This window comes from Bradyrhizobium sp. CSS354 (assembly GCF_029051725.1).
Taxonomy (GTDB): domain Bacteria; phylum Pseudomonadota; class Alphaproteobacteria; order Rhizobiales; family Xanthobacteraceae; genus Bradyrhizobium.
Genome location: NZ_JAACFU010000002.1, coordinates 336,686 through 352,282, shown reverse-complemented (window position 1 = coordinate 352,282; position 15,597 = coordinate 336,686). Strand labels below are relative to the sequence as shown.

Genomic DNA, 15,597 nt, shown 5'->3' with positions numbered 1-15,597 from the left:
ACCGGAAAGAGCTTGCTGTGGAACGAGCGGCAAAAAAGGAAGCGGTCGAACAGCTCAATGGGGTCTTCAAGACCACGAGCGTCGCGGTCGTTGCCCAATATTCCGGCCTGACCGTTGCCCAGATGCAGAAGCTGCGCATGCAGATGAAGCAGGCTGGCGCCTCGGTGAAGGTCTCGAAGAACCGTCTCGCCAAAATTGCTCTTGAAGGCACTGACGTCGTTGCCATCGGCCCCATGCTGAAGGGACCGACCGTGATCGCCACTTCGGACGATCCGGTAGCGGCGCCAAAGGTCGCCATCGAATTCGCCAAGGCGAACGAAAAGTTCGTCATCATTGGCGGCTCGATGGGAAAGACCGTCCTGAATGTCGACGGCGTGAAGGCACTTGCCTCGCTGCCGTCGCTTGACGAACTGCGCGCCAAGATCGTCGGCCTGCTTGTGGCCCCGGCGACCAAGATCGCTCAGCTCGCCAACGCGCCCGCGGGCAAGCTCGCGCGCGTCATCCAGGCTTATGCCTCAAAGGGCGAAGCGGCCTGACGCCCTTCGCAAAACTCAAACCCGAACCAGACTTACATTCAAGGAAACTGAACAATGGCTGACCTGCAGAAGATCGTTGACGACCTCTCGAGCCTCACCGTGCTCGAAGCTGCCGAACTCGCGAAGCTCCTCGAAGAGAAGTGGGGCGTTTCGGCTGCCGCGGCTGTCGCCGTGGCCGGCCCGGCTGGTGGTGGCGCTGCCGCCGCTCCGGCCGAAGAGAAGACCGAGTTCACGGTCGTTCTTGCCGCCGCCGGCGACAAGAAGATCGAGGTCATCAAGGAAGTCCGCGCCATCACCGGCCTGGGCCTGAAGGAAGCAAAGGACCTCGTCGAGGGCGCGCCGAAGCCTGTCAAGGAAGGCGTGAACAAGGACGAAGCCGAGAAGCTCAAGGCCCAGCTCGAGAAGGCTGGCGCGAAGGTCGAGCTCAAGTAAGCATCGCTTACTGGCACGAGATCCCGGTGAGCATCATCGCAACCGGGATCTCGGTCCACTCCTCCGAAAGGGTGGGCCAGATGCAAAAGGCGTGCGACGGAACCGCCCGACGCAGGCCGAACACGAAAAAGTGTGGGGATTTGAGGGTTTGTCCCTCGAATCTGCACTAATGTCGCCCCATATCGGGTCGGCAGCACGAAAGCGCGGTGGGCAGGGATACCGGATTCTCTGTAAGCCGTTGGGAGAGCAAGCTATTTCGGGCTTTTGCAGTCCGTGAAGAGGATGGTTGTGACGGGCGGGCGCGCTCCTGCGCCCCGCGCGTCGTTTTGCGTTTTGAAGGTCTGAAGAACAGATTCAGGACATTCCTGCCTGAAACTGAGTCTCCGGCCCACAAGACGGGTTCGAAAAATTCAACCCGGGGAGCGGCGGTCGCCGCGTTCCGGAGGGCGCGCCCAAATCGGGCGACGAAAATGAGAGGCCACGATGGCGCAGCAGACATTCACCGGTCGCAAACGCGTTCGCAAGTTCTTCGGACACATCAAGGAAGTGGCCGAGATGCCGAACCTCATCGAGGTTCAGAAGGCGTCCTATGACCAGTTCCTGATGGTCGACGAGCCCCAGGGCGGTCGGTCTGACGAGGGCTTGCAGGCGGTGTTCCGCTCGGTGTTCCCGATCTCCGACTTCTCGGGCACCTCGATGCTGGAATTCGTCCGCTACGAGTTCGAGCCTCCGAAATACGACGTCGACGAGTGCCGCCAGCGCGGCATGACCTTCGCGGCCCCCCTCAAGGTGACGCTGCGCCTCATCGTGTTCGATATCGACGAGGAAACCGGCGCGAAGTCGGTCAAGGACATCAAGGAGCAGGACGTCTACATGGGCGACATCCCGCTCATGACGATGAACGGCACCTTCATCGTCAACGGCACCGAGCGCGTCATCGTCTCGCAGATGCACCGTTCGCCGGGCGTGTTCTTCGACCACGACAAGGGCAAGACCCATTCGTCGGGCAAGCTGCTGTTCGCCGCCCGCGTGATCCCGTATCGCGGCTCCTGGCTCGACATCGAGTTCGATGCCAAGGACATTGTCTATGCGCGTATCGACCGTCGCCGCAAGCTTCCGGTGACGTCGCTGATGTTCGCGCTCGGTCTCGACGGTGAGGCGATCCTCAGCACCTTCTACAAGAAGATCCAGTACAAGCGGATCAAGGAGGGCTGGCGCGTTCCGTTCGACGCCAATCGTTTCCGCGGCTACTCGACCATCAACGACCTGATCGACGCCGATACCGGCAAGGTCGTGCTCGAAGCCGGCAAGAAGCTCACCGTGCGCGGTGCGCGTCAGATGCAGGAGAAGGGTCTGAAGGCGCTGCGCCTGTCGGATGCGGAACTCGTCGGTAACTACATCGCCGAGGACCTCGTCAATCCCAAGACGGGAGAGATCCACGCGGAAGCCGGTGAAGAGATCACCGACAAGTCGATGAAGGCTCTCAACGAGCAGGGCTACAAGGAGCTGCCGCTGCTCGACATCGACCACGTCAATGTCGGCGCCTACATCCGCAACACGCTCTCGGCCGACAAGAACATGACGCGTGAGGACGCGCTGTTCGACATCTACCGCGTGATGCGTCCCGGCGAGCCGCCGACGCTGGATTCGGCGCAGGCGATGTTCCAGTCGCTGTTCTTCGACGCCGAGCGCTACGACCTCTCGGCGGTCGGCCGCGTCAAGATGAACATGCGCCTCGACCTCGATGCGCCCGACACCCAGCGCACGCTGCGCAAGGAAGACATCCTCTCCGTCATCAAGACGCTGGTGGATTTGCGCGACGGCAAGGGCGAGATCGACGACATCGACCATCTCGGCAACCGCCGTGTGCGTTCGGTCGGCGAGCTCATGGAGAACCAGTACCGCATCGGCTTGCTCCGCATGGAGCGCGCGATCAAGGAGCGCATGTCCTCGGTCGACATCGACACGGTCATGCCGCAGGACCTGATCAACGCCAAGCCGGCGGCCGCCGCCGTGCGCGAGTTCTTCGGCTCCTCGCAGCTCTCGCAGTTCATGGACCAGACCAACCCGCTCAGCGAGATCACCCACAAGCGCCGTCTGTCGGCACTTGGACCGGGCGGTCTGACCCGCGAGCGCGCCGGCTTCGAGGTGCGCGACGTGCATCCGACGCATTATGGCCGTATCTGCCCGATCGAGACGCCGGAAGGTCCGAACATCGGCCTGATCAACTCGCTCGCGACCTTCGCGCGCGTGAACAAGTACGGCTTCGTCGAGACCCCTTACCGCAAGGTCAAGGACGGCCGCGTCACCGACGAGGTCGTGTACCTCTCGGCGATGGAAGAGGGCCGCTACACGGTCGCGCAGGCCAACGTGCCGCTCGATCCGAAGGGGCGCTTCACCGAAGATCTCGTGGTCTGCCGTCATGCCGGCGAAGTCTTGCCGGTGACCCCGGACAAGGTCGACTACATGGACGTGTCGCCGAAGCAGCTCGTTTCGGTCGCAGCCGCGCTGATCCCGTTCCTCGAGAACGACGACGCCAACCGCGCGCTGATGGGCTCGAACATGCAGCGCCAGGCGGTGCCGCTGGTTCGCGCCGAGGCGCCGTTCGTCGGCACCGGCATGGAAGGCGTGGTTGCACGTGACTCGGGTGCTGCGATCGCGGCGCGCCGTTCGGGCGTGATCGACCAGATCGACGCAACCCGCGTCGTCATCCGCGCCACGGAAGATCTCGATCCGACCAAGTCGGGCGTCGATATCTACCGGCTGATGAAGTACCAGCGCTCCAACCAGTCGACCTGCATCAACCAGCGTCCGCTGGTGAAGGTCGGCGACATCGTCAAGAAGGGCGACATCATCGCCGACGGTCCGTCGACCGATCTCGGCGAGCTCGCGCTCGGCCGCAACGTGCTCGTCGCGTTCATGCCGTGGAACGGCTACAACTTCGAAGACTCGATCCTGCTCTCCGAGCGGATCGTGAAGGAAGACGTGTTTACCTCAATTCATATCGAAGAATTCGAGGTGATGGCCCGCGACACCAAGCTCGGACCCGAGGAAATCACCCGCGACATTCCGAACGTGTCGGAAGAAGCGCTGAAGAACCTCGACGAAGCCGGCATCGTGTACATCGGCGCGGAAGTGCGCGCCGGCGACATCCTGGTCGGCAAGATCACGCCGAAGGGCGAAAGCCCGATGACGCCGGAAGAAAAGCTCCTGCGCGCCATCTTCGGCGAGAAGGCTTCCGACGTCCGCGACACCTCGCTGCGCGTTCCTCCGGGCGTGCAGGGCACCATCGTCGAAGTTCGCGTGTTCAACCGGCACGGCGTCGACAAGGACGAGCGTGCGCTGGCGATCGAGCGGGAAGAGATCGAGCGTCTGGCCAAGGACCGCGACGACGAGCAGGCGATCCTGGACCGCAACGTCTATAACCGTCTTGCCGAGCTGCTCGAAGGACGGCAGGGCATTGCCGGCCCGAAGGGCTTCAAGAAGGACACCAAGATCACCCGTGCGGTGCTCGAGGAGTACCCGAAGTCGCAGTGGTGGCTGTTCGCTTCGCCGAACGACAAGCTGATGGCCGAGATCGAGGCCATGCGGAAGCAGTACGACGAGTCGAAGAAGGGGCTGGAACAGCGCTTCCTCGACAAGGTCGAAAAGCTGCAGCGCGGTGACGAATTGCCGCCCGGCGTGATGAAGATGGTCAAGGTCTTCGTCGCGGTGAAGCGCAAGATCCAGCCCGGCGACAAGATGGCCGGCCGCCACGGCAACAAGGGCGTGGTGTCGAAGATCGTGCCGATCGAGGACATGCCGTTCCTCGAAGACGGTACGCATGCCGACATCGTGCTTAATCCGCTGGGCGTGCCCTCGCGCATGAACGTCGGACAGATCCTCGAGACCCATCTCGGCTGGGCCTGTGCCGGCCTCGGCAAGCGTATCGGCCAGACGGTCGATGCCTATTTGTCGAAGCAGGACATCAGGCCGCTGAAGGAAACCTTGAAGAAGGTCTACGGCGAGGACGAGACGATCAAGTCGCTCAACGACAACGAGTTGATCGAGCTCGGCCACAATCTGAGCCGCGGCGTTCCGATCGCGACGCCGGTGTTCGACGGCGCCAAGGAAGCCGACATCGAGGAGATGCTGAAGCTTGCCGGTCTCGACGCTTCGGGTCAGTCGACCGTCTATGACGGCCGCACCGGAGATGCCTTCGATCGCAAGGTGACGGTGGGCTACATCTACATGCTCAAGCTGCATCATCTCGTCGACGACAAGATCCACGCGCGTTCGATCGGTCCGTACTCGCTCGTTACCCAGCAGCCGCTGGGCGGCAAGGCGCAGTTCGGCGGCCAGCGCTTCGGCGAAATGGAAGTGTGGGCGCTCGAGGCTTACGGCGCGGCATACACGCTCCAGGAGATGCTGACCGTGAAGTCGGACGACGTCGCCGGCCGTACCAAGGTGTACGAGGCGATCGTGCGTGGCGACGACACCTTCGAGGCCGGTATTCCGGAATCGTTCAACGTGCTGGTCAAGGAAATGCGCTCGCTCGGCCTCAACGTCGACTTGCACAATTCCAAGGTTGGACCGGGGACGGCGGAAGCGGCCGAGTAATACGACCCTCATGCCCGGCCTGAACGGCCGGGCATCGGCGCCCAGTCCTGGAGTCGCGAGGGCAGGGCGCCCCGCATAGTGATTTTCGAATTTGCTGCCGGAGGCGACCGGCACGCGAGGAGAAGACGATGAACCAAGAAATTATGAATCTCTTTAATCCGACGACGCCGGCTCAGGTCTTCGACCAGATCCGGATCTCGATCGCGAGCCCCGAGAAGATTCTGTCCTGGTCGTACGGCGAGATCAAGAAGCCGGAAACCATCAACTACCGTACCTTCAAGCCCGAGCGCGACGGCCTGTTCTGCGCCCGCATCTTCGGGCCGATCAAGGACTACGAGTGCTTGTGCGGCAAGTACAAGCGCATGAAGTACAAGGGCATCATCTGCGAGAAGTGCTCGGTCGAGGTCACGCTGTCGCGCGTCCGGCGCGAGCGCATGGGCCATATCGAGCTCGCAGCCCCCGTCGCCCACATCTGGTTCCTGAAGTCGCTGCCCTCGCGCATCGGCCTCCTGCTCGACATGACGTTGAAGGATCTCGAGCGGATCCTGTACTTCGAATACTACGTCGTGCTCGAGCCGGGCCTCACCGCGCTGAAGGACCGTCAGCTCTTGTCGGAAGACGAGTATCTGAAGGCGCAGGACGAATACGGCCAGGATTCCTTCACCGCCATGATCGGCGCGGAAGCGATCCGCGAACTGCTCAAGGGGATGGACCTCGAGAAGCTCGAGCTGACCTTGCGCGCGGAGATGCAGGAGACCGACTCCGACATCAAGCACAAGAAGCTCGCCAAGCGCCTGAAGATCGTGGAAGCGTTCCGCCACTCCGGCAACAAGCCGGAATGGATGATCATGACCGTGGTTCCGGTGATTCCGCCGGACCTGCGTCCGCTGGTGCCGCTGGACGGCGGCCGCTTCGCGACCTCGGACCTCAACGACCTCTACCGCCGCGTCATCAACCGCAACAACCGCTTGAAGCGGCTGATGGAGCTGCGCGCGCCGGACATCATCATCCGCAACGAGAAGCGCATGCTTCAGGAGGCCGTCGACGCGCTGTTCGACAACGGCCGCCGCGGTCGCGTCATCACGGGTGCCAACAAGCGTCCGCTGAAGTCGCTCGCCGACATGCTCAAGGGCAAGCAGGGCCGGTTCCGTCAGAACCTGCTCGGCAAGCGCGTCGACTATTCGGGCCGTTCGGTGATCGTGGTCGGTCCCGAGCTGCGCCTGCATCAGTGCGGCCTGCCGAAGAAGATGGCGCTCGAGCTGTTCAAGCCGTTCATCTACTCGCGGCTTGACGCCAAGGGGCTGTCCACGACCGTGAAGCAGGCGAAGAAGCTGGTCGAGAAGGAGCGGCCCGAGGTCTGGGACATCCTGGACGAGGTCATTCGCGAGCATCCGGTGCTGCTCAACCGCGCACCGACGCTGCATCGCCTCGGCATCCAGGCGTTCGAGCCCGTGCTGATCGAGGGCAAGGCGATCCAGCTCCACCCGCTGGTCTGCGCCGCGTTCAACGCCGACTTCGACGGCGACCAGATGGCCGTGCACGTCCCGCTGTCGCTTGAAGCGCAGCTGGAAGCGCGCGTCCTGATGATGTCGACCAACAACATCCTGCATCCGGCCAACGGCCAGCCGATCATCGTGCCGTCGCAGGACATCGTGCTCGGTCTCTACTACGTCTCCATCATGCGCGAAGGCCTGCCCGGCGAGGGCAAGATCTTCGGCGAGATGGCGGAGCTCGAGCACGCGCTGCACGCGAAGGTCATCCACCTCCACACCAAGATCAAGTACCGGTGGGAAGGCATCGACGATACCGGCAAGATCTCCAAGCGCTGGATCGAGACCACCGCTGGCCGCGTCATGCTGGGCAATCTGCTGCCGAAGAACCCGCGTGTTCCGTACGAGATCATCAACAAGCTGATGACCAAGCGCGAGATCTCCGGCGTGATCGACCAGGTCTACCGCCACTGCGGTCAGAAGGAGACGGTGATCTTCTGTGACCGCATCATGGCGCTCGGCTTCTACAACGCGTTCAAGGCCGGCATCTCGTTCGGCAAGGACGACATGGTCGTGCCGCACTCCAAGTGGAAGATCGTCGACACCACCCGTACGCTGGCGAAGGATTTCGAGCAGCAGTACAACGACGGTCTGATCACCCATGGCGAGAAGTACAACAAGGTCGTCGACGCCTGGTCGAAGGCCACGGAAGAAATCGCCAAGGCGATGATGAAGGAGATCTCCTCGACCAAGAAGACGGCGAGCGGGGCGGATGCCGACATCAACTCGATCTACATGATGGCTCACTCCGGTGCCCGCGGTTCGCCGGCGCAGATGCGCCAGCTCGCCGGCATGCGCGGCCTGATGGCCAAGCCGTCGGGCGAGATCATCGAGACGCCGATCATCTCGAACTTCAAGGAAGGCCTCTCGGTGCTCGAGTACTTCAATTCGACCCACGGCGCCCGCAAGGGCCTCGCGGACACCGCGTTGAAGACCGCGAACTCCGGCTACCTGACCCGTCGTCTGGTCGACGTCGCGCAGGATTGCATCATCACGCAGGACGATTGCGGCACCAAGCTCGGCATCAAGATGCGCGCCATCGTCGATGCCGGCACCGTGGTCGCTTCGCTCGGCTCGCGCATTCTCGGACGCACGGCCTGCGAAGACGTGCGTGACAGCACCGGCAAGGTGATCTTCAAGCGCGGTACGCTGATGGAAGAGAGCCATCTGGATGCCATCCAGCAGGGCGGCGTCCAAGAGGTGAAGATCCGCTCGGCGCTGACCTGCGAGCTCGTCAACGGCATCTGCGGCAAGTGCTACGGCCGCGATCTCGCTCGCGGCACGCCGGTCAACCACGGCGAAGCGGTCGGGGTCATCGCGGCCCAGTCGATCGGCGAGCCGGGCACCCAGCTCACCATGCGCACCTTCCACATCGGCGGTGCGGCGCAGCTGAACGAGCAATCTTTCGTCGAATCCAACTTCGACGGCAAGATCGTGATCAGGAACAAGGCCATCGCCCGCAACAGCGAAGGCCACCTGGTCGCGATGGTTCGCAACATGGTGATCGCGATCGTCGATGCCGACGGCACCGAGCGTGCGACGCACCGTATTCAGTACGGTTCGCGCCTGCACGTCGACGAGGGCGACATGGTCAAGCGTGGCCAGCGTATCGTCGAATGGGATCCCTACACCCGTCCGCTCCTCACCGAGGTCGAAGGCACCATCGGCTTCGAGGATCTGGTCGAGGGACAGTCGATCTCGGAAACGCTCGACGAGGCCACCGGTATTGCCAAGCGCGTGGTCATCGACTGGCGCTCGATGCGCGGCGGCGGGGACCTGCGTCCCGCCATCGTGATCAAGGGCAAGGACGGCAAGGTGCTCAAGCTCGCCCGTGGCGGCGATGCCCGCTACATGCTGTCGGTCGACGGCATTCTGTCGGTCGATGTCGGAGCCAAGGTCCAGGCGGGCGACATTCTCGCCCGTGTCTCGACCGAAAGCGCCAAGACGCGTGACATCACCGGCGGTCTGCCGCGGGTGGCGGAACTGTTCGAGGCTCGGCGTCCGAAGGATGCGGCGATCATCGCCGAAATCGCGGGCACCATCCGGTTTGGGCGCGACTACAAGAACAAGCGTCGCATCTCGATCGAGCCGATGGACAAGACCGACGAGCCGCGCGAGTACCTGATCCCGAAGGGCAAGCACATCCACCTTCAGGACGGCGACGTCGTCGAAAAGGGCGACTTCATCGTGGAAGGCAACCCGGCGCCGCACGACATTCTGGCGGTCAAGGGCATCGAGGAACTCGCGGCCTATCTGGTCAACGAGATCCAGGAGGTCTACCGGCTCCAGGGCGTGCTCATCAACGACAAGCACATCGAGGTGATCGTCCGTCAGATGCTCCAGAAGGTGGAAGTCACCGACCAGGGCGACACGGACATGATCTCGGGCGAGCAGATCGACAAGATCGAGTTCGACCAGATCAACGCCAAGGCCAAGGAAGAGGGCAAGAAGATCGCCACGGGGACGCCGGTTCTGCTCGGCATCACCAAGGCGAGCCTTCAGACCCGCTCCTTCTTCTCGGCGGCCTCGTTCCAGGAGACCACCCGCGTCCTCACGGAAGCGGCGGTCAACGGCAAGGTCGATCCGCTCGAAGGCCTCAAGGAGAACGTCATCGTCGGCCGGCTGATTCCGGCAGGCACCGGCGCCTCCATGGCGAAGATCCGCGAAGTCGCCGTGAAGCGCGACAAGATGATCCTCGACGAGCGCGAGAAGCAGGCGGCCGTCGTGCCGCCGGCGCCGGAAGTGGAGCCGATGGCGCTGCCACCTGCGGAATGATCGTTCATCCGTAGGAATACCGAGGACACTGAAAAGGCCGGCGAAAGCCGGCCTTTTTGCTGCTTTGTTTCCCTGTTGCGGTGCAGGATCAACCTTTGTTCATCTTTCCTTCAGGCGCAAAAGCGCTTCTGCTAGGAGAGCTTAGACCGGTGGTCCCGTGAAGGGGGCGGGCCGGAGACCACGGAATTCTCATGCTTGATCTCGCAATCGTAGGCGGCGGCCCCGGCGGGCTGATGAGCGCTTGGTATCTGAAGCGCAAGCTCGGCGACCTCTGCCGGGTCACCATCTACGAGGCATCCGACCGGCTCGGCGGCAAGATCGTCACGCGCAAATTCGATTCCGCCCCCGCGATGTACGAGGCCGGCGTTGCCGAGATCTACGACTACTCGATGACCGGGCCGGATCCGTTGCGCGAGCTGATCCAGCATTTCGGCCTGCAGACCATTCCGATGGATGCCGAGCAGGTCCAGTTCGGAGGCGAGCTCCTCAACGACGTCGCGGGTATGCGCCGCAAATACGGGGCCAAGACCGCGGCCGCAATCGAGGCGTTCCGCAAGCGCTGCGCCGAGACGATGACGCCGATCGAGTATTACGAGGGCGTCGGCGCGCACGACAACGAGAATCCCTGGGCCTACAAGACCGCCGAGCAGGTGCTCGACGAGGAGGTCGAGGACGAGACCGCAAAGCGATTCTTCAAGGTGATGGCGCGCTCGGACCTCGCGACCGAGAGCCACAACACCAACGGGCTCAACGCGCTCAAGAACTACCTGATGGATGTCGACGGCTATATCGGCCTCTATTCCATCCAGAACGGCAACGAGCAGCTCATCGAGTGCCTCCAGTCGGAGGTCAATGCCGACATCCAGCTCAATCACCGAATCCTCACGGTCGGCAAGGCGACGACCGGCCGCTATCAGCTCAAGATGATGAACGGCAAGGGGCCGGAGACGCGCGACTTCGACCTTGTGCTGGTCTGTCTGCCGCATTCCTGGCTCGGGACCGTCGGCTGGGAGGGCGAACAGCTCCGCAAGTCGATGGTCAAGCACGTCTCGTACTTCGATCGTCCTGCGCACTATCTGCGTGTCTCGATTCTGTTCGACACGCCGTTCTGGGGCGACAAGATCGCCGGCGCCTGGTTTATGTCGGAAGCCTTTGGCGGTTGCTGCGTCTATAACGAGGGCGCGCGCCATGATGTGGGCAAGCACGGCGTGCTGAACTGGCTGATTCCGGGCTCCGACGCCCTGGCCTTTGCGAATCTCTCCGACCAGGAACTGATCGATGCCGCGCTGAAATCGCTGCCGGCATCGCTCGGCGATGCACGCGCGCATTTTATGGAAGGCAAGATCCACCGCTGGCTGTCGTCGGTGAACGCGATTCCAGGCGGCTTGCCCGTGCGCGACGTCATGACCAATCACCGCCCCGAGCCGAAGGAACATCCCGGAATCGTGGTGGTCGGCGACTATCTGTTCGACTCGACGCTGAACGGCCTGCTCGATTCCTCGGATGCGGCGACCGACATCATCTTGACCGAGATGATGCGCCTGCGCCGCGAACGTTCGCAGGACGACAAGCCGCTCTCGGACAAGATCGATCGCGACTATTTTGACAATTATCGCGGCCAGGGTCCTTACAGCGAAGCGTGGCAACACTTCACGGATCCCGACTATCTCACAAAACTGATCGGCATCGTCTGGGGCAAAGCCAAAGGCACGAAGCTCTTGATCGCGGGCTCGGCCAGCGGCGAGCTTGTCGGCGCCCTGCGCGACCGCGGCATCGATGCCTTCGGCATCGAGAACAACCGCGGCATTCACGCCAGAACGCCGAAGGCGCTGAAGAAGTACAACAAGCTCGGTTCGATCACCGACATGCCGTTCAAGGACGGTGCGTTCGACTTCGTATTCGAGACCAGCCTCTGCCATCTTTCCCCGAAGCAGGTGGTCCGTGCGATCAGGGAGCTGAACCGCGTGGTCAAGACCGGCCTCGTGTTCGGCTCGGTCACCTCGGACATGGCGCCGGCACTGATCGACCGCTACGACCTTCTGCGCGGGGTCAAGAAGCTCGGCACCTGGTGGGAATGGTCCGAACTGTTCTTCGGCAACGGCTTCGACCTGTCGATGCACCGCAAGGACTGCACCGACGCGCTCTGGGAGGCGACGCTCGCCGCCAACAAGGGCCCGGGGCAGTGGTACGCCGACGCCGATTCCTTGCGCTATTCCTTTTTCGACAAGGTCGAGGACGAGGAAGACGACTAGCCGCCTGAAGCGGGCGCCTTCGCCAATTGTTTTGCCGAATTCATCTTGATCGCATAGAATCGATGCAATAGCGGTTGCCGCTATCTCCTGCTTTCTCTGCGGTCATGCCGGCCGTCAGCATCGGTTGGTTTCATGGCGTCCAAGCCCCTCCCGCCCGACAAACAGAAGCTCCCCGCGGAAGAGGCGGCCGAGCTCGACGACAAGCTCATCCCTACCGCCAAGCCGGACCTCGAAGTCGAGGAGGACGATGAAGACGAGGAGGATGGCGGGCTGGAGCTCGATGACGACGATGAGGACGAGGACCTCGTCGTCTTTACCGCGCGCGAGGCCGCCGGCGCGCTCGCGACCATCCTGGGTTTCGTCAAACCCTTCCTGGTCAACCACAAGCAGATGCTGTCGTTCGTGGCGTTCGGCGTCTTCGTCGAGACGCTATTCAACGTCATCATGCCGCTCAGCCTGAAGTACCTGATCGACGACGCGCTCGGCGAGGAGGATTTCCAGGCGCTGTACAAGATCCTCGGCGTGCTCGCGGTCGCAGGCATCTTCACCTCGATCGTCGCCGTCTGGTACGAACGCTGGGATGCACGGCTTGCGGCGTGCATCATCTCCGATGTCCGCAAACGGCTGTTCGAGCACGTCCAGGACCTGCCGGCAGCCTATTTCGGCCGCACCAAGCGCGGCGAGATCCTGTCGCGCTTCTCGGTCGATCTCGCGGCCTTCGAGGGCTCGGTCAAGACCTTCGCCAACAGCGCGGCGCTGCCGTTCCTGGAGTTGATCGCGGGCATCATCCTGATGGTGTTCCTGAACTGGCAGCTCGCGGTGGTTGCGCTGCTGGTGTTTCCGATCACGCTGATCGGTCCTCGCATACTCACGCCGAAGGCTGTTCAGGCCAATTACGAGCAGAAACTCAATGAGTCCGCGCTGCTCGGCATGGTGCAGGAGAACGTGGCAGCCCAGGCCGTGATCAAGGCGTTCAGCCTGCAACGCAGGATGTTCGGCTTCTTCACCTTTCGCAACGACGAGACGCGAAACAGGATGGCCTCGGCGACGTTCCTGTCGACCATGGTGGAGCGGACGGTCACCATCTCGGTGCTGCTCTTGCATCTCGTCGTGCTCGCGATCGGCGCGTATCTAGCGACGAAGGGTCAGATCACCATCGGCACCTTCGTCACCTTCGAGAGCGCGTTCTGGGAGGTGTCCTACAACATCGCCCATGTGATGCATTTCATCCCCGTGTCGATCTCCTCGGCAGCCGCGATTCGTCACATGCAGGAGCTGCTCGACGAGCCCACGCGCAGCGCCGATCGTGCCGGCGCGCCCGATCTGCCCCGCATCACCAACGACATCACCTTCGACCACGTGACGTTCCAGTACGAAGGCAGCCAGACGCCGGTGCTGGACAATCTCAGCCTGAAGCTCAATGTCGGCAAGCGCATTGCCATCGTCGGTCCCTCGGGTTCCGGCAAGAGCACGCTGCTGAATCTGATCCTGCGGCTCTATGTGCCGGACGAGGGGCGCGTCACCATCGACGGCGTCGACGTCCGCAAGGTAACGCTGGATTCGCTGCGCCGGAGCATGGCGGTGGTGTTCCAGGAGAACATGCTGTTCAACATGTCGATCCGAGAGAACATCCGGCTCGGCAAAGAGGGCGCGACCGACGAGGAGGTGGAGGAGGCGGCCAAGAAGGCCGAGATCCACCGCTACATCATGAGCCTGCCACAGCGATACGACACGCCGGTGGGCGAGCGCGGCGATACCTTGTCGGGCGGCCAGCGCCAGCGCATCGCGATCGCGCGCGCGGTCATCCGTAATCCCTCGGTGCTGCTGCTGGACGAAGCCACTTCGGCGCTCGACCAGACCACGGAAGCCGCGATCAACCGCACGCTGCTGAAGGTTGCCAAGGGCCGCACCATGATCTGGTCGACCCACCGACTGACCTCGGTGGTCGAGATGGACGAGATCATCGTGATTTCAGGGGGCAGGGCGATCGAGCGCGGCTCGCATGCCGAGTTGCTCGCCAAGAACGGCACCTATCGCAAGCTGTGGAACGACCAGATCCACCAACCTCATGGCGCGCCGGCTCACGTCGACGAGGACAGCGACGATGACGAAGAGGATGATGACGACCTCGACGAGGACGATGAGGAGGAGTGACCGAGGAAGTTCGGCTCCAGATGGAAGGCTCCTCCAAGCGGCCGCAATAGCCCCTGAACCGACCAGGCAATGAAGCGTGCCCAGCGCATCGCCGTCCAATAGGGGCTCGTCGAAATCGAGACCGAGCGGAAGTCGAACGCCTTCGCCGCCGACCAATCGTCGCACGCCCGCTTGACCGGATCTGCGTAGAAGGCGGCGATCTTGCTTGTATCCATCCCGTCGGAAGCCAGCCACTGCGGGATGTAAACGTTGCAGAGGCGCTCGACGTCGGTGAACACCTTGTCGCAACCGGTGCCGGCAGCGGGGCAGGAGGTCGAGAAGGCATCGCCCACCAGCACGAGGCCGGGTTGGCCGCTTGCATCGTTCACATAGAGATCGACCGGGCGGATTTTCAGCTCACCTGGAATGTCGAATGGTCCGGTGATGCGCTTGAGCCGTGGCAGCGCGGCGTTCAGCGTCTCGGCGGGCGCGCGGCGCAGCTCGCGCAGCCAGGGATCGTCGAAGCTGCGATAGACGAACAGATTGGCGCGCATCCGCGTTCCGATCGGAAACAGCGTGAGGTAGGGGATGCGGTCGCTCGGCCGTTCCGAGAAATAAGTCAGCGCCGGGAAGTCGAACGAGGCCCGTCCTGCGGGCACCACGTCGAACCCGATCGAAATCGAATGGCAGGGGCTGACGATCTTTCGCGCGATTCCCAGCTGGTGGCGCAGGCCGACGTTGAGGCCGTTGGCGAGTACGACCAACCGGGCGGAGACCATCTCGTCGCTGGAGAGAGTGACCTTCTGCCGCTCCGCACTTGTTTCGACCGAGACGGCCTTGGCGCAGATGCGCTCGACGCCGGCGGGAATTTCGTCCCGGACAGCGTTGACGAGGGAATCATAGGGGATGTTGAACTGCCGGCTTGGCGCCTTGTCGAGAAGGCGGCCGAAGCGCGCGATCCAGTTCTCACCCACAAAGGTCGCGCGGCGCAGCACCGATTCGGCGATTCCCGTCTGCAGGAATCGCCCGACCTGCACGCGACCGCTGAGTTTTTCGACTCGAAAGTCCGCCGAATAGCTCTCCTGCGGATCGATCAGGATGGTCGAAATGCCGCTACGGCCGAGCATCGCGGCGGCGGTCGAGCCGGACAATCCTCCGCCGATGATGGCAATGTCGGTGTACCGCATGGCGCCAATCTCTGCCCAAGGCGGCACATTGACGCTCCAACAGGAAAGAAAGCCTTAGCCAACGGTTATAAAAGTATATTTAACCCGGGTATAAATAGGATTCGAGGTGGCGGAGCGCTCTCCTCATTTCCAT

At 62.7% G+C, this 15,597-nt stretch carries 7 protein-coding genes; 6 read left to right on the top strand and 1 reads right to left on the bottom strand.

Features of this window, described 5'->3' with window-relative positions; all coding sequences use genetic code 11:
- Positions 1-17: 17 nt before the first annotated feature.
- The 6 genes from rplJ to GWG67_RS05545 all read left to right on the top strand — a co-directional run bounded on the left by rplJ (position 18) and on the right by GWG67_RS05545 (position 14,298).
- A complete protein-coding gene (rplJ, locus tag GWG67_RS05570; protein ID WP_275168107.1) occupies positions 18-536 on the top strand; it encodes a 50S ribosomal protein L10 in 519 nt (172 codons plus the stop codon).
- 54 nt (positions 537-590) lie between these two features.
- Positions 591-968, top strand: coding sequence for a 50S ribosomal protein L7/L12 (gene rplL, locus GWG67_RS05565; protein WP_007602994.1), 378 nt, complete (start codon positions 591-593; stop codon positions 966-968).
- A gap of 483 nt (positions 969-1,451) precedes the next feature.
- The gene (rpoB, locus tag GWG67_RS05560) at positions 1,452-5,567 is read left to right on the top strand and encodes a DNA-directed RNA polymerase subunit beta (RefSeq protein WP_007602996.1); all 4,116 of its coding nucleotides are present in this window, start codon (positions 1,452-1,454) and stop codon (positions 5,565-5,567) included.
- Between the two features lie 128 nt (positions 5,568-5,695).
- Entirely contained in the window at positions 5,696-9,892 is a 4,197-nt protein-coding gene (rpoC, locus tag GWG67_RS05555; protein WP_275168106.1) for a DNA-directed RNA polymerase subunit beta', read from the top strand.
- Positions 9,893-10,083: 191 nt separating this feature from the next.
- The gene (locus GWG67_RS05550; protein ID WP_275168104.1) at positions 10,084-12,144 is read left to right on the top strand and encodes an FAD-dependent oxidoreductase; all 2,061 of its coding nucleotides are present in this window, start codon (positions 10,084-10,086) and stop codon (positions 12,142-12,144) included.
- 132 nt (positions 12,145-12,276) lie between these two features.
- A complete protein-coding gene (locus GWG67_RS05545) occupies positions 12,277-14,298 on the top strand; it encodes an ABC transporter ATP-binding protein (RefSeq protein WP_275168103.1) in 2,022 nt (673 codons plus the stop codon).
- Here GWG67_RS05545 and GWG67_RS05540 read toward each other — a convergent pair.
- Positions 14,226-15,464 carry an NAD(P)/FAD-dependent oxidoreductase gene (locus tag GWG67_RS05540; RefSeq protein WP_275168102.1) on the bottom strand — a complete coding sequence of 413 codons (1,239 nt, stop codon included), beginning with the start codon at positions 15,462-15,464 and terminating at the stop codon, positions 14,226-14,228. The two genes, GWG67_RS05545 and GWG67_RS05540, sit on opposite strands and share 73 nt — an antisense overlap.
- Positions 15,465-15,597 lie beyond the last annotated feature (133 nt).